The 14,226-nt window shown below is 64.5% G+C and carries 15 protein-coding genes; 9 read left to right on the top strand and 6 right to left on the bottom strand.

What is annotated here, in order from left to right:
- Window positions 1-93: 93 nt before the first annotated feature.
- The 5 genes from gcvT (at window position 94) to Q7J44_RS16895 (ending at window position 5,622) form a co-directional block, all read left to right on the top strand.
- Complete coding sequence (gene gcvT, locus Q7J44_RS16915) at window positions 94-1,230, top strand: glycine cleavage system aminomethyltransferase GcvT (RefSeq protein ID WP_304881876.1); 1,137 nt, start codon at window positions 94-96, stop codon at window positions 1,228-1,230.
- Window positions 1,231-1,239: 9 nt separating this feature from the next.
- Window positions 1,240-1,599, top strand: coding sequence for a glycine cleavage system protein GcvH (gene gcvH / locus Q7J44_RS16910; RefSeq protein WP_304881875.1), 360 nt, complete (start codon window positions 1,240-1,242; stop codon window positions 1,597-1,599).
- A 68-nt stretch (window positions 1,600-1,667) separates the two neighbouring features.
- A complete protein-coding gene (gene gcvP, locus Q7J44_RS16905; protein ID WP_304881873.1) occupies window positions 1,668-4,538 on the top strand; it encodes an aminomethyl-transferring glycine dehydrogenase in 2,871 nt (956 codons plus the stop codon).
- A 167-nt stretch (window positions 4,539-4,705) separates the two neighbouring features.
- On the top strand, window positions 4,706-5,023 hold the full coding sequence (locus Q7J44_RS16900; protein ID WP_304881871.1) for a DUF3775 domain-containing protein: 318 nt from the start codon (window positions 4,706-4,708) through the stop codon (window positions 5,021-5,023).
- Between the two features lie 44 nt (window positions 5,024-5,067).
- Window positions 5,068-5,622: a hypothetical protein gene (locus Q7J44_RS16895; RefSeq protein WP_304881869.1), complete on the top strand. Its 555-nt coding sequence runs from the start codon at window positions 5,068-5,070 to the stop codon at window positions 5,620-5,622.
- Here Q7J44_RS16895 and Q7J44_RS16890 read toward each other — a convergent pair.
- From Q7J44_RS16890 to Q7J44_RS16880, 3 genes are all read right to left on the bottom strand, one after another.
- Window positions 5,611-6,423: a metallophosphoesterase gene (locus Q7J44_RS16890; RefSeq protein ID WP_304881867.1), complete on the bottom strand. Its 813-nt coding sequence runs from the start codon at window positions 6,421-6,423 to the stop codon at window positions 5,611-5,613. The genes Q7J44_RS16895 and Q7J44_RS16890 overlap by 12 nt on opposite strands.
- A complete protein-coding gene (locus Q7J44_RS16885; RefSeq protein WP_304881865.1) occupies window positions 6,423-7,346 on the bottom strand; it encodes a diacylglycerol kinase family protein in 924 nt (307 codons plus the stop codon). Before Q7J44_RS16885 ends, Q7J44_RS16890 begins: the two co-directional genes overlap by 1 nt.
- 64 nt (window positions 7,347-7,410) lie before the next feature.
- Complete coding sequence (locus tag Q7J44_RS16880) at window positions 7,411-8,526, bottom strand: putative zinc-binding metallopeptidase (protein WP_304881863.1); 1,116 nt, start codon at window positions 8,524-8,526, stop codon at window positions 7,411-7,413.
- A gap of 230 nt (window positions 8,527-8,756) precedes the next feature.
- Here Q7J44_RS16880 and Q7J44_RS16875 point away from each other — a divergent pair, with 230 nt between their 5' ends.
- On the top strand, window positions 8,757-8,933 hold the full coding sequence (locus Q7J44_RS16875) for a CTP synthetase (RefSeq protein ID WP_304881861.1): 177 nt from the start codon (window positions 8,757-8,759) through the stop codon (window positions 8,931-8,933).
- Here Q7J44_RS16875 and Q7J44_RS16870 read toward each other — a convergent pair whose 3' ends face one another.
- On the bottom strand, window positions 8,934-9,707 hold the full coding sequence (locus Q7J44_RS16870; protein ID WP_304881859.1) for an alpha/beta fold hydrolase: 774 nt from the start codon (window positions 9,705-9,707) through the stop codon (window positions 8,934-8,936). It lies immediately after the preceding gene.
- A 106-nt stretch (window positions 9,708-9,813) separates the two neighbouring features.
- Between Q7J44_RS16870 and Q7J44_RS16865 the strand changes: the two genes are divergently transcribed.
- Window positions 9,814-10,185 carry a hypothetical protein gene (locus Q7J44_RS16865; protein WP_304881858.1) on the top strand — a complete coding sequence of 124 codons (372 nt, stop codon included), beginning with the start codon at window positions 9,814-9,816 and terminating at the stop codon, window positions 10,183-10,185.
- Window positions 10,186-10,290: 105 nt separating this feature from the next.
- Here the strand turns inward: Q7J44_RS16865 and glyA are convergent, their stop codons facing one another.
- Entirely contained in the window at window positions 10,291-11,586 is a 1,296-nt protein-coding gene (gene glyA, locus Q7J44_RS16860; RefSeq protein WP_304881856.1) for a serine hydroxymethyltransferase, read from the bottom strand.
- A gap of 392 nt (window positions 11,587-11,978) precedes the next feature.
- On the opposite strand from glyA, the gene Q7J44_RS16855 reads away from it, so the two are divergent.
- Window positions 11,979-12,632, top strand: coding sequence for a VPLPA-CTERM sorting domain-containing protein (locus tag Q7J44_RS16855; protein ID WP_304881854.1), 654 nt, complete (start codon window positions 11,979-11,981; stop codon window positions 12,630-12,632).
- Window positions 12,633-12,898: 266 nt separating this feature from the next.
- Window positions 12,899-13,663, top strand: a complete 765-nt coding sequence (locus Q7J44_RS16850; RefSeq protein WP_304881852.1) for an NAD kinase — start codon at window positions 12,899-12,901, stop codon at window positions 13,661-13,663.
- A 21-nt stretch (window positions 13,664-13,684) separates the two neighbouring features.
- On the opposite strand, the gene Q7J44_RS16845 is transcribed toward Q7J44_RS16850, so the two are convergent.
- The gene (locus Q7J44_RS16845) at window positions 13,685-14,221 is read right to left on the bottom strand and encodes a hypothetical protein (protein ID WP_304881850.1); all 537 of its coding nucleotides are present in this window, start codon (window positions 14,219-14,221) and stop codon (window positions 13,685-13,687) included.
- Window positions 14,222-14,226 lie beyond the last annotated feature (5 nt).

Genomic DNA, 14,226 nt, shown 5'->3' with positions numbered 1-14,226 from the left:
AACGGGCAAGGACAGAGGGGGCATCGCAGGGCAGGGATCAGTCTGTCTGAACGGTGCCGGAATCTGCTGTCCGGCGGAAAATATGGGGGCGGAATGACCGACCTGAACACGTCTGACCTGAAACGGCTTGTGCTGCACGATCTGCATGTCAGCCTTGGCGGCAGGATGGTGCCCTTTGCGGGCTATGACATGCCGGTGCAATACCCTGCGGGCGTGATGACGGAACACCTGCACACACGGTCTGCTGCCGGGCTGTTCGATGTCAGCCACATGGGGCAGGTGATCCTGCGGCCAACCGGCGACATGGCCGCGCTGGTGGCGGGGTTCGAGGCGATGATGCCGGTCGATGTGGCGGGGCTGGCCGAGGGTCGCCAGCGCTATGGCCTGTTCACCAACGAACAGGGCGGCATTCTGGATGACCTGATGTTCGCCAATCGCGGCGATCATCTGTTCGTCGTGGTCAACGCCGCCTGCAAGGATGCCGATGTCGCCCATATGACCGCCCATCTGTCATCGGTGGCAGAGGTCGAGCATATCACCGACCGCGCCCTGCTGGCGCTGCAGGGGCCGCTGGCCGAAGCGGCGCTTGCTGCGTGGGTGCCCGGTGTGGCCGAGATGCGCTTTATGGATGTGCGGGTGTTTGACACCAGCTTTGGCCCGATGTGGGTCAGCCGCTCGGGCTATACCGGCGAAGACGGTTTTGAGATTTCGGTGCCCGAGGCGGGTGCTGCGGACCTTGCCCGCGCGCTGTTGTCCACCGAAGGCGTCATGCCCATCGGCCTTGGCGCGCGCGACTCTTTGCGGCTGGAGGCGGGGCTGTGCCTTTATGGGCATGACATCGACACCGGCACCACCCCGGTCGAGGCCGGGCTGACATGGGCGATCCAGAAGGTGCGCCGCTCTGGCGGGGCCCGCGCCGGGGGCTTCCCCGGGGCCGACCGCATTTTGCAGGAACTGACCGAAGGGCCCGAACGCCTGCGCGTCGGCCTGTCTCCGCAGACCCGTGCCCCGATGCGCGAAGGCACGCAACTGTTTGACCCGGACGGCACGCCCTTGGGCGAGGTCACTTCCGGCGGCTTCGGCCCCTCGGTCCAGGCCCCCGTCGCCATGGGGTATGTCGCGACCAGCCATGCCGCCCCCGGCACCGCGCTGGAGGGCGAAGTGCGCGGCAAGCGCATGGCCGTCACCGTGACCCCGATTCCCTTCCATCCCACCACCTACAAACGCTGAGGCACTGCGATGAAATACACCAAGGAACACGAATGGATGCGCGTCGAGGGCGATCTGGTCGTCGTCGGCATCACCGAACACGCCGCCACCCAGCTGGGCGATGTGGTCTTCGTCGAACTGCCGGAAACCGAGACGATGGTGGCCGAGGGCGATGAGGTCTGCGTGATCGAAAGCGTCAAGGCCGCGTCGGATATTCTGGCCCCGCTGGACGGCGAGATTGTCGAGGTCAACACCAAGCTGGTCGATAAACCCGCGCTGGTGAACGAAGATCCGACCGGGGATGCGTGGTTCTTCAAGATGAAGATCGACGATCTGGCCGCCCTTGATGACTACATGGACGAAGACGAATACGCCGATTTCATCGGCTGATCCTTTCCCCTGACGCGCTGACGGTGGGCGCACTCCTGCGCCCGCCCGCTGATATTCGCAGGCAAGCCATGACCTATACCCCCGTCGCCTATGATCCCTATGATTTCGCCAACCGCCGCCACATCGGCCCCTCGCCCGCCGAGATGGAGGCGATGTTGCAGGTGGTGGGCGTGCCCACGCTCGACGTGCTGATTGATGAAACGGTGCCGAAATCAATCCGGCAGAACACGCCGCTGTCCTGGGCGCCGCTGGCCGAGCATGAACTGCTGGACAAGATGCGCAGCGTCGGCAAGCTGAACACGGTGATGACCAGCCTGATCGGGCAGGGTTATTACGGCACGGTGACGCCGCCCGCGATCCAGCGCAATATTCTGGAAAACCCCGCGTGGTATACAGCCTACACCCCCTATCAGCCCGAAATCGCCCAAGGGCGGCTGGAGGCTTTGCTGAACTATCAGACCATGGTGGCCGACCTGACCGGGCTTCCGGTCGCCAATGCCAGCCTGCTGGACGAGGCAACAGCCGCGGCCGAGGCGATGACGATGGCCGAACGCTCTGCCAAATCCAAGGCGCGCGGCTTTTTCGTCGACCGCAACTGCCACCCGCAGACCATCGGCGTGATCAAGACCCGGGCGGAACCTTTGGGGATTGAAGTCATCATCGGCGATCCGGCAAAGCTGGACCCATCGGCGGTATTCGCCGCGATCTTCCAGTATCCGGGCACCTATGGCCATGTGACTGATTTTACTGACCAGATTACCGCGCTGCACGGTGCCAAGGCGCTCGCCATCGTGGCGACTGACCTGCTGGCGCTGTGTATGTTGAAAGAACCGGGCGCGATGGGGGCCGATATCGCCGTCGGTTCGGCGCAGCGCTTTGGTGTGCCCATGGGCTATGGCGGCCCGCATGCCGCCTTCATGTCCTGCCGTGATGATCTGAAACGGTCAATGCCGGGGCGGATCGTGGGTGTGTCGATCGACTCACGTGGGAATAAGGCCTATCGCCTGTCGCTGCAGACCCGCGAACAGCATATCCGGCGCGAAAAGGCCACGTCCAACGTCTGCACAGCACAAGCGCTGCTGGCGGTGATGGCGTCGATGTATGCCGTGTTCCACGGCCCGCTGGGCCTGCGCGCCATTGCGGAACGGGTGCATTTCGGGGCCAACCGCCTTGCCCGCGCGCTGAAAGCCGCCGGGGCAAAGGTCTCCCCCGCCGCGTTCTTCGACACCATCACGGTTGAGGTGGGGGTGGGCCAGACCGGCATTCTTGCCGCTGCCCGGCATGAAGGGCTGAACTTCCGCAAGATCGGCACCGACCGCGTGGGCATCGCGCTGGATGAGACGACAGATGAACGCGTGCTGCAACGCATCCTGCGCGCCTTTGGGGTAGAGGGCGTGCCGCCCCACCGGGCGCAGCTGGGCTTCCCCGAGGCCATGGTGCGCACGACCGATTACCTGACGCATCCGGTGTTCCACATGAACCGCGCCGAATCGGAAATGATGCGCTACATGCGCCGCCTGTCCGACCGCGATCTGGCACTCGACCGCGCGATGATCCCGCTGGGGTCGTGCACGATGAAGCTGAACGCGGCGGCAGAGATGATGCCGATCACCTGGCCGGAATTTGGGTCATTGCATCCTTTTGCTCCGGCAGATCAAGCCCTTGGCTATAAAGAGGCCATCGATGATCTGTCGGCCAAGCTGTGCGAGATCACCGGCTATGACGCGATGTCGATGCAGCCAAATTCCGGTGCCCAAGGGGAATATGCCGGGCTGCTGACCATTCAGGCCTATCACAAATCGCGCGGCGATGCGCAGCGCAAGGTCTGCCTGATCCCCACATCTGCCCATGGCACCAACCCGGCAAGCGCTCAGATGGTGGGGATGCAGGTGGTGGTGGTGAAAACCGCGCCCAATGGCGACATCGATGTGGAGGATTTCCGGGCCAAGGCCGCTGCCGCGGGCGACCGTCTGGCGGCTTGCATGATCACCTATCCCTCTACCCATGGTGTGTTTGAAGAGACCGTGCGCGAGGTGTGCCAGATCACCCATGATCACGGCGGTCAGGTCTATATCGACGGTGCCAACATGAACGCGCTGGTGGGGCTGGTGAAACCCGGCAAGATCGGCGGCGATGTCAGCCACCTGAACCTGCACAAGACCTTTGCGATCCCGCATGGCGGCGGTGGTCCCGGCATGGGGCCGATTGGTGTCGGCGCGCATCTGGCGCCGTTTCTGCCGGGGCATACCGAGCTTTGCGGGCCCGCGGGCGCAGGCCCGCAAAGCGAGGATTATGCGGGGGCGGTCTCGGCGGCACCTTATGGGTCGGCCTCTATCTTGCTGATTTCATGGGCCTATTGTCTGATGATGGGCGGCGAGGGGCTGACGCAGGCGACACGTGTGGCGATCCTGAACGCCAACTATATCGCGGCGCGGCTGGCGGGGGCCTACCCCATTCTGTTCATGGGCAACAAGGGCCGGGTGGCGCATGAGTGCATCCTTGACACCCGCGCCTTTGCCGATGTGGGCGTGACGGTGGATGATATTGCCAAGCGCTTGATTGACAACGGTTTTCATGCGCCAACGATGTCCTGGCCGGTCTCGGGCACGCTGATGGTGGAGCCGACTGAGAGCGAAACCAAAGCCGAGATTGACCGCTTCATCACAGCGCTTCTGGCGATCCGCGCGGAGATTGCGGCGGTGGAGAACGGCGAAATATCGAGCGAAGACAGCCCCTTGCGCCATGCGCCCCATACGGTGAACGACCTTGTCGCCGACTGGGACCGCAAATACAGCCGCGAGGCCGGGTGCTTTCCGCCGGGGGCGTTCCGGGTGGATAAATACTGGCCGCCGGTGGGCCGGGTCGACAATGTGTACGGCGACCGCAACCTGATCTGCACCTGCCCGCCGGTGGAAAGCTACGCCGAAGCGGCGGAATAACCGGGGTATGATGTACGTATGGCCCACGTATGGCTGACGTATGGCTTACAGCATGACGCGGGCGCCTGAGTTGTCAGGCGCCCGTGGCTGCCGGTTTTCTGCCGGGAATGGGTCCCTGACCTTGCACATGGCCCCACATCGGCGCAGCATGGGGCAGGGGGAATGCCATGTTAGACATCAGCGCGTCCAAAGTCGTTCAGATCATCTTTCAGCACCGCGAAGGCCCGATTGCCGCCGCCGAGCTGCACGCCTTTATCGAGAACCTGAATGAGGATGAAAAAGCCCACCTGACCGCGCTTGCCTGGGTCGGGCGCGGCGCGTTCGAGGCCGAGGATTACGCCGAGGCGCTTGCCACCGCCTATACCCAGGCCACCACGCCGACCGCCACCTACCTGACCGGGATGCCGCATCTGGCGGAAAATCTGGAGGCCGGGCTGGAGGCGATGGGGGTGGATGTGACGGGTGAGGAAGAAGATCTGTTGTGAGGGTGTTGTATTTGTCGGCTCCATGGTGAGCGGATGGACGTAATATGACCGACTTTTTTGATTCAGAGGCCGGGCAACACGCCATGGTCGCAAAGCAATATCTTGAAGCCGCTCTCACTTTGGTCGAGGCGCAGCCAGCGAAAGGTCGCGTACTTTTTCGTCCGACCCTAGCGCTCGCAGGTCATGGTCTCGAGTTGATGCTTAAAGCGTGTTTTCATCTGAATAATCAGGTGCCGCCGAAATCAGGCCGCCAAGGACATGATATCGTGGGGATGTGGCACGCAGCTGTTTGTGAGCCAGTTCGAGGCCATGTAGCTTACAATGCGGAATTGGTGGCAGAAGTAGAGCGCGCGAAAGGGTTTTATCCTGATGTTCCAAGCCATGCTGAAATTCCGACTCTGATTGTAGAGTATGTTCTTGAGCTTGGAAGACTACATGGGTCTGGCGATTATCCTCTTCGATACCCGACTGATCCAAGTAAGCATGCGCCAAGGACTCCCTTTTTGGTCACGTCTCTTTGGCGCACAGCGGATGATTTTGTGAAACGACCAAACGATTTCGAAGTTATGCTATTTCGCACCCTGTTCTCAAAAGCCTGAGCTCAACCACCCCATATCCGCGTTATCCTGCTGATAGCGCGTCACGTTGTCGGCCTCGTAGTCCAGCGTGTCCCCCACCGTGCGCCAGCGGGTGACGGTGACCAGACCCTGATCGAAGTCGATCAGGTTCAGGTCATTGTCCTCGCCCCGCAGGCGCGACGACAGGGTGGTGCCGGCCTGCACGCAGAGCATGGAGCGCGCGCCTTTGCGCAGGGCGAAGGGGGCGGCGGCCCAGAGGTGGAGGTGGCCGGAAAGGATGACATCGGCCCCGGCGCGGGCGAGGGATTCGGCCCCGGCATCAGCGCCTTTCATCGGGGTCTTGCCGGTGGCGGCGGGCGTGGTCAGCGGGTGGTGCAGCGCCACCACGCGCAGCTGGCCGGGACGGGCACGGGCGAACACCTGCGCCACATGGCGCAGCGATGCGGGACGCAGGGTGCCGCGCTGCCAGACGTAAGGGTCGGTGGTGTTGACGCCGACCACCAGCAGATCGCCGGTCTCGACCACCGGCTCCAGATCCGGGCCTGCCACGGCGCGATAGCCGCGCCATGGCCGCAGCAGGCGCTCCAGCGGGTTGTAGAGCGGCACGTCATGGTTGCCGGGAATGCAGAGCACCGGCCCCGGCAGGGCCGCGATCAGCCTTTGCGCCGCTGCCCATTGCGCGGGCAGGGCGCGTTGTGTCAGATCGCCCGAGATCACCACGGCATCGGGGCGCAACCGCCGCGCCAGTGCGATCAGGGGGGCCACCAGCCCGTGCCGTTCGGTGCCGAAATGCAGGTCTGACAGGTGCAGCAACCGGCCCATCACGCCGCCTCTGGCACGGGGGCGGGGGCGATCACCGGCACGATCACCGTCAGCGCGCCGGGCAGGGTGCGAAAGGCGAAGGGGGCCGCCATTTTCTCGCGCTCGCCATCGCGGGCGATGGTGCGGCGGCGGGCGCGGGTCTCGATCTGTAGCGCCTCGGCACCGATCAGGGTGAAATCGCGGTAGGGCCGGGCCATGCGCACCGCAATGCGCAGGGCAAAGCCCAGAAGCTGCCAGCGCCGCAGTTCGGGCGCGATATAGACCGCCAGCTGGCCCTTGCGGATCAGGTCAACGCCTTCGTGCATGCCGTATTCTTCCAGCTGATAGGCGTTCTGCGCAATGAAGATCATCGGCGAGTGCCGGACCTGCACCACCCCGTCGATCGTCAAGGTCATCCGGCTGGGGCGGTTATAGGTGGCCAGCACCCGCAGCCCCGACCAATAGGCCGCCAGCCGTGACCGGCCCCATCTGGCATAGGCCGCCTCGCGCCGTTCGAGCAGGGCGGGGTAGAGGCCAAGGCTGGCGTTGTTCAGGAACAGCTTGCCATTCACCTCGCCCGCCGCCACTTGCGTTTCGACCCCGGCCAGAAGCTGGATCATCGCCGACCCCGGGTCAGTGTCCAGCCCCAGCGAGCGGGCGAAAAAGTTGAAGGTGCCCAAGGGCAGGATGCCAAGCGCGATGTCCGATCCGGCCAGTTCGGTGGCCACGCTGCAGATGGTGCCATCGCCCCCGGCGGCGATGATGGTGGCAAAGCCATCCTCGCGCGCCTTGCGGGCGGCGGCGGGGATCTGCGCGCCCTTGCGGATCAGCCGCACCTCATGCGCCAGCCCTGCCGCCTGCAGGGGCGCGATCAACTGCCCGATCCGCGCGGCGGATTTCCGTCCCGACCCGGCATTGGCCAGCACACAGATGGGGTCTCGCATGGGAACGGGCGCTCCTGCCGGGGTCACGGAAACGAGGGCTGCTGCTGTCACACCTTGGCCAATGTCATAGGGGTAAGGGGTTGGCGGCACCCGGATGGCACCTCTGCACCAGATCATGCACAAAGCGCAGCTTGGTCTGCACCTCGGCGGGCAGCGAGAACGGATAGAGGTCACTTTGCCCCATCGAGCGGTTCAGGCTGTTCAGCGCCAGCGTCAGCGGCACCCAGTTGCCGATCAGCTGCGCCGCATCACGGCTGTGATGGGGGTCGGTATCGACCCGCGCCGCAAGGGCCTGCCCGGCATTGACCCGCAGCCCCAGTGCCGCTGCCGTTTCCAGCGTGTCGACCATGTGCAGGTAATGCGCCCAGGTTTCGGCCCAGTCTTCCCAGGGGTGCATGGTGGCATAGGCGGACACGAAGCGGTTTTCCCAGCCTTCGGGGGCACCCATTTTGTAATGGGTTTTCATCGCCTCGGCGTAATCGGTCCGCTCATCGCCGAACAGGGTGCGGCAGGCGTCCAGCGCATCGCCGTCGCGCACCAGAAGATCCCAGTAGTAGTGCCCGACCTCATGCCGGAAATGGCCCAGCAGGGTGCGGTAGGCCTCGCCCATCTGGCTGCGCCGGGTTTCGCGTGCGGCGTCGTCGGCCTCGATCAGGGCGATGGTGATCACCCCGTCGGAATGGCCGGTCAGAACCTTTTCGGTGCTGCCCGGATCATCGGCCAGAAAGTCGAACACCAGCGGTTCGGGGTGGCCCGAGTCGGGCAGGGGGCGCGGCAGGTTCAGCCGCAGGACCGAATACATCAGCCGCCGCTTCGCCGCCTCCATCTTCGTCCACAGCTTCACATGTGCCGGGGTGGACAGATCTGGCACCGTGCGGTTGTGCTGGCAGGCCAGACAATAGCCCGCCGGGCCGTCGCCATCGCCGCCCGCGCTGCGGTGCATCCAGTTGCAGGCAGACCGTTCCCAGTTGCGGCAAAAGCGCAAGGGGCCGGGGTCGGTGCCGGACGCGCCATCGGCCAGCGCCGCGTCGGGCAGGGCGCGCCAGACCGGGCCGTCGGCCTCAACCGCCAGCATCCGGTCTTCGTCGGGCAGATAGCCCAGCATATTGCCGCAGTGCAGGCAGACCGTATTCTCGAAATACAGGATTTCGCCACAGCACTGGCAGTGAAAGAGTTTCATGAAAAAGGTGTCCCTGACAGGTCAGTATAATCGCGGGTCCGCAGTGTGGCGTAAGGCTCGGCGGGCAGTTCCATGCGGTCAACCCCGGCGCGGCACTCGGGTTCCGTCAGGTCTGCGCGATTGTCGGCGGGCCGTCGGCGGCCAAGCGGCGGCGGCGGCTTGATCTGGGTCAAGGCGCCGGGGTGGGGGCTGCGCTATTGGTCAGACAGCACAAAAGGAGTGGCCTTGCGATGACCCGACTGACAGCCCTGCTTTTCTCGATCATTGCCCCCTCGCTGATGGGGGTGGCGGTGATCATCGCCCTGACAACGGGCAATGACACCCTGCGCCCGATCCTGCTTGCCGCAGCCATCGGCTTTGTCGCCGCCTTGCCGGCCAGTTGGCTGGTGGCAAAGCGGCTGGCCTGATCACGCGGTCAGGAACACCCGCACGGTTTCTTCAAAGTCGCGCGGCTTTTCGGCGTGCAGCCAATGGCCGGTGCCGGGGATCTTCGCGAACCGCGCGGCAGGGAACAGCGCGCGGATGGTGTCGCGGTATTCTGGCTTGACGTAAGGGCTGTCGGCCCCGGTCAGGAACAGCGCCGGCCCGTCAAAGGTGCCGGTCGTGCCGGGCCAGCCGACGATTTTCGGCATCTCGGATTGGAGCACCGGCAGGTTCAGCCGCCAGCGCGGGCCGCCTGCCGCCTTCAGGTCCAGCGATTGCAGGAAAAACGCCCGCAGGCTGGCATCTTCTATCGTTTGCGCAAGCCGACGGTCCGCCTCGCCGCGGGTGGTGATGCCGGTGAGGTCCAGCGCCTGCATCGCCCGCGCATGGTGTGACTGGTCGTGGCCGTAGGCCACCGGGGCGATATCGGCCACCACCAGCCGCCTGACCCGCGCGCCGTCGGTCAGCGCCAGCTGCATCGCCGCCTTGCCGCCCATCGAATGGCCCAGCAGATCGGCGCGGCCGCCAAGGCTGCCGATCACCTCGGCCAGATCTGCCGCCATTTCCGGATAGCCCTGCACCGGATCGCGTGGGCTGTCGCCATGGTTGCGCATGTCGACCGCCACCACATCGCGCACATCCGCCAGCCGCCGCGCGATCACCCCCCAGTTGCGGGCAGAGCCATACAGCCCATGGGCAATGACCAGCGGCAAGGCATCGGACGGGGTGGCGGCGGGGTGATGGATCGTGGCAAGCATGCCACCCTATTACCGCCAGTTTGCCAGCCCTGCCAGTGGTGTTGCGCATTTGGGGCGTTGAGGATTTTGCAGCCCGGGCTTAAGCTTTGCCAAAAAGGGGCCGGGCATGAGCGCGATCACAATCCAGCAGATGGCCGACCGGGTCGCCGGCCTGATGGAAGAACGCCTTGGCGTGCGGGGCAAGGGCCTGACGGAAAAGCTGCGCCGGGGCGGGCGGCTGTTGCCGAGGGGCGTGCGGGCGCAGGCGCAGGAACTGGCCGCATTGGCCGAAAAGGCGCAGAACCCCAAGCTGCTGGTGCAGATCGACCCGGCCCGTGTGGCAAGCTGCTACGACAGCTGCCTGCGCCACCTGTCAGGGCAAAGCCCGGGATCGGCCAGCCTGCGCGCCCTGCTGCGCATCAGTGTCACCGTGGTTCTGGGCCTGATGCTGGTGGGCGCACTGGTGCTGCTGGTGCAGAGGTTGCAGGGCCGGATCTGACCCCTGACCGCGCGCTCATCGGTCCCTTGCAGTCCCTCTTCGCGGGCGCACCAGCGAAAAGGGACCGGCAGGGACCGATGAGCGGCCCGGCTCAAGACGCCCGGATCACAGTTCCGGATAGATCGGGAAGCGTTTGCACAGCGCCTCGACCTCGGCTTTTACGCGGGCTTCAACGTCGCCGTTGCCGTCTTCGCCATTGGCGGCCAACCCGTCGACCACCTGGGTGATCCAGTCGCCGATCTGGCGGAACTCTGCCTCGCCAAAGCCGCGCGTGGTGCCTGCGGGGGTGCCCAGCCGCACACCGCTGGTGATGGTGGGCTTTTCGGTATCAAACGGGATGCCGTTCTTGTTGCAGGTAATATGCGCCCGGCCCAGTGCCTTTTCGGTCGCATTGCCCTTCACGCCCTTGGGCCGCAGATCGACCAGCATCAGGTGGCTGTCGGTGCCGCCGGTGACGATATCAAGACCACCTTTCATCAGCTGATCGGCAAGCGCCTGTGCGTTCTTGATCACCTGTGCCTGATAGGTCTTGAACTCGGGCCGCAGCGCCTCGCCGAACGCCACTGCCTTGGCCGCGATCACATGCATCAGCGGTCCGCCCTGAATGCCGGGGAAGATGGCCGAGTTGAACTTCTTGGCGAGAGCCTCATCGTTGGTCAGGATCATCCCGCCACGCGGCCCGCGCAGGGTTTTGTGCGTGGTGGTGGTGGCCACATGCGCATGCGGGAAGGGCGAGGGGTACAGGCCCGCCGCCACCAGCCCGGCAAAATGCGCCATATCGACCAGAAGGTAAGCGCCCACCGAATCCGCAATCTCGCGCATCCGGGCAAAGTCGATGATGCGCGGAATGGCGGAACCACCGGCGATGATCATCTTGGGCTTGTGCTCGGTCGCAAGGGCGGCAACCTGATCATAGTCCAGCAGCAGATCCTGCTTGCGCACGCCGTATTGCACCGCCTTGAACCACTTGCCAGACTGGTTGGGCGCGGCACCATGGGTCAGGTGGCCGCCTGCGTCCAGAGACATGCCCAGAATGGTATCACCCGGCTGCAGCAGCGCCTGGAACACGCCTTGGTTGGCCTGCGAGCCCGAGTTTGGCTGCACATTGGCAAAGCCGCAGTCAAACAGCTGGCAGGCGCGGTCGATCGCCAGATTTTCGGCAATGTCGACATACTGGCAGCCGCCGTAATAGCGTTTGCCCGGATAGCCTTCGGCGTACTTGTTGGTCATCACCGAACCCTGCGCCTCCATCACGGCGCGGCTGACGATGTTTTCCGATGCGATCAGCTCGATCTCATGGCGCTGACGCCCCAGTTCCTGCGTCATCGCGCCGAACAGCTCGGGGTCGCGCGAGGACAGAGTTTCGGTGAAAAAGCCGTTGTCACGGTGCGGGGCGTTCATGGGCGTCTCCTGCCAGATCCGGGGGTCGGGATAGCGCCCATTTAGACCAAGCTCCGCCTTCGGGAAAGGGAGGAAAACGACGCATCCCCGGATCGGGGCGAAATTTCGGGGGCAGGGGGCGACATCGGGCGAAGGGAAACTGCAGGCAAAGGTGAATCGCAGTGTGCAGCGGACTCAGAGTGCCGTTTGCCCCGCGCGGCGAGAAAGGCGTGCAGTACCTGTCGGAACCGGGGGGCAAACCAGTCATTTGCTGCGGCCTGTGCAGCGCAAGTTAACTCTTAATTAACCGATAATTAACACTTAACAAACTATGAATGAAGCGGGAGGAACTTCGTCACATCGTTCCTTCCGGAAAAATTTTGCCGTAACATTTTTGATGTCAGGGACTGATCATGACCCATAGATTCACGCCGACACTGATCGCCGCCGCTTTGTCGATCGGCCTCTCTGGCAACGCCAATGCCGCGACGATTTCGACGCTGGCCGACGAAAACAGCACTATATACAGTTGGGGTCTGCCGGATACGGCAGCCTACGGGCAGACCTTCAGCGTGATGGCGCTTTCCGTTCTGAACGCTTTCAGCTTTCGGGTGAACGATTTCGGGCTTTCAATGGACTTTCAGGCCAATGTGTTCTCCTGGGACGGGTTCAAAACAGTGGGTTCTGCGATTTTTTCTACAATGGGCGCGACCATCGGGTCTGCTTCGATGCAGACCGTCACGGTCAATACCGGCACCACGGCACTGGGTAGCGGCCAATACGTGGCCTTTCTTCAGGCGCTGACCGAGGGGAATGCTCGTTGGGGCTCTGTTGCGGGCGTTGACAGCTATGCGGGCGGCGCATTCGTGTTCCAGAACAACACCGGCGACACGTCACTTTGGGGCGTCAGCAACTGGACTTCCAACTGGCAAGGTGTGGGAAGCGATCTTGCCTTTGAAGTTGTGCTCGATGCGGTCGCTCCGGTTCCTCTGCCTGCTGGCGGCGTGTTGCTGCTGACGGCTCTGGCCGCGACCGCCGTTTTGCGCCGTCGCAAAAACGCGGCCTGAACGGAACGTCTTCGCCTTGCTGAACCACAAAGGGGCGGCACCACGCTTGCCCCTTTGTCGTGGGCAGGTTTGCAGGGTTGAAAGGGCGGAATGCCCGATGTGGGAAACCTGTGCTTGTCCAAAGGCATTCTTATCGTCCACCTGTTTTCGGCCTTCGGGTCATGTCTTTGTTTCCCCCGGCGTAGCGTATCCCCAGTCGCTTGCACGCACTTTGGCTTGAGTTCCCGCGCCCGGCCCGTCAAGACTGTGCGCAAGGGAGAACCGCCTTGCCCACATCGAGAATTGCCTTTCGTGCCAGTCCCACCCCCGTCGCACAGGCGGCGCTTGCCGGGTTGACCGCCCGGCATGGCCAGACCCCGCTGGGGCAGGCCACAGTGGTGGTTGCCCTAGGTGGTGATGGCTTCATGCTGCAGACCCTGCACGATACCCAAAGCGCGGGCCTGCCGGTGTATGGCATGAACTGCGGCACCGTCGGCTTTCTGATGAACGCCTTTGATGTGGAGGGGCTGGCCGACCGGCTGAGCCTTGCCGAAGAAACCGTGATCAACCCGCTGCACATGCGGGCCACCACCAGCGATGGTCGCGTGGTCGAGGCGCTTGCGATCAACGAGGTGTCGATGCTGCGCGCCGGGCCGCAGGCGGCGAAACTGGCGATCTATGTCGATGGCAAGCTGCGGCTGGCAGAGCTGGTCTGCGACGGCGCGTTGCTGTGTACGCCCGCCGGGTCCACCGCCTATAACTATTCAGCGCATGGGCCGATCCTGCCGATCGGGTCCGATGTGCTGGCCCTGACCGCCGTTGCCGCCTTCCGCCCCCGCCGCTGGCATGGGGCCTTGCTGCCGAAAACCGCGGTGGTGCGGTTTGAGGTCATTCACCCCGACAAACGCCCGGTGATGGCCGATGCCGATGGCCGGTCAGTGCGCGATGTGGTTTCGGTCGAAATCCGGTCGGAACCCGAGATCTGCCACCGCATCCTGTTCGACCCCGGCCACGGTCTGGAAGAACGCCTGCTGGTCGAACAATTCGCCTGAGCCCATGGGGGCGGTCGGGTGTCACGGTTTCCCGTCGGCCGCCCCTTCGACAAAGCCGATCAGCGCTGCCAGCCCGGCCAGAACCCCCGGCCCCAGAGCGCGCATCCGCGCGGCATCACCACCCAGCGCTGCCCGGTTCAGCGCCTGCGCGCCCAGCTCCAGCCTGCGCGCGCCCCCCGCCCCGGCCAGCGACACCAGCACATGGCTTTGCGCGCCCACCATGGCCCGGTCCGCCTGCGCCAGCCCCTGCGCCAGCGCTGCGAGAGTCGCGCGCAGATCGGCGGCCATCTGCGCGGTCAGTTCCGGTGCCAGCTCTGGCCCCGCCATTTCCAGCAGCGCCGCAAACACGGTTTTGTCCACCGGATCGGGGGCGATGGCCTCCAGCGCTGACAGCGCCAGTTCAGCCTCGGCCAGCGCCTGCCGCGCCGGGTCGGGCAGGGCGCAGCCCGCCAGCCGGGTCAGCGCCGCGCGCAGCTGCGCCAGCGGCTGGCCCTGATCCGCCGGGTGCAGATCAGGGTGGGCCGGATCAACAGGGGGCGCGGCAAAGGGGTCAGCCATGGCGT

Source organism: Pseudotabrizicola sp. (assembly GCF_030656345.1).
In the GTDB taxonomy this organism is placed as follows: Bacteria; Pseudomonadota; Alphaproteobacteria; order Rhodobacterales; family Rhodobacteraceae; genus Pseudotabrizicola.
The sequence above is the reverse complement of the archived record's forward strand: the minus strand, read 5'-3'. Positions and strand labels throughout refer to the sequence as shown.

Excerpts from the sequence above, each read along its gene's own strand:
- gcvT (WP_304881876.1), top strand. The coding sequence starts at position 94 with ATGACCGACCTGAACACGTCTGACCTGAAACGGCTTGTGCTGCACGAT.
- gcvH (WP_304881875.1), top strand. The coding sequence starts at position 1,240 with ATGAAATACACCAAGGAACACGAATGGATGCGCGTCGAGGGCGATCTG.
- gcvP (WP_304881873.1), top strand. The coding sequence starts at position 1,668 with ATGACCTATACCCCCGTCGCCTATGATCCCTATGATTTCGCCAACCGC.
- Q7J44_RS16900 (WP_304881871.1), top strand. The coding sequence starts at position 4,706 with ATGTTAGACATCAGCGCGTCCAAAGTCGTTCAGATCATCTTTCAGCAC.
- Q7J44_RS16895 (WP_304881869.1), top strand. The coding sequence starts at position 5,068 with ATGACCGACTTTTTTGATTCAGAGGCCGGGCAACACGCCATGGTCGCA.
- Q7J44_RS16890 (WP_304881867.1), bottom strand. The coding sequence starts at position 6,423 with ATGGGCCGGTTGCTGCACCTGTCAGACCTGCATTTCGGCACCGAACGG.
- Q7J44_RS16885 (WP_304881865.1), bottom strand. The coding sequence starts at position 7,346 with ATGCGAGACCCCATCTGTGTGCTGGCCAATGCCGGGTCGGGACGGAAA.
- Q7J44_RS16880 (WP_304881863.1), bottom strand. The coding sequence starts at position 8,526 with ATGAAACTCTTTCACTGCCAGTGCTGTGGCGAAATCCTGTATTTCGAG.
- Q7J44_RS16875 (WP_304881861.1), top strand. The coding sequence starts at position 8,757 with ATGACCCGACTGACAGCCCTGCTTTTCTCGATCATTGCCCCCTCGCTG.
- Q7J44_RS16870 (WP_304881859.1), bottom strand. The coding sequence starts at position 9,707 with ATGCTTGCCACGATCCATCACCCCGCCGCCACCCCGTCCGATGCCTTG.
- Q7J44_RS16865 (WP_304881858.1), top strand. The coding sequence starts at position 9,814 with ATGAGCGCGATCACAATCCAGCAGATGGCCGACCGGGTCGCCGGCCTG.
- glyA (WP_304881856.1), bottom strand. The coding sequence starts at position 11,586 with ATGAACGCCCCGCACCGTGACAACGGCTTTTTCACCGAAACTCTGTCC.
- Q7J44_RS16855 (WP_304881854.1), top strand. The coding sequence starts at position 11,979 with ATGACCCATAGATTCACGCCGACACTGATCGCCGCCGCTTTGTCGATC.
- Q7J44_RS16845 (WP_304881850.1), bottom strand. The coding sequence starts at position 14,221 with ATGGCTGACCCCTTTGCCGCGCCCCCTGTTGATCCGGCCCACCCTGAT.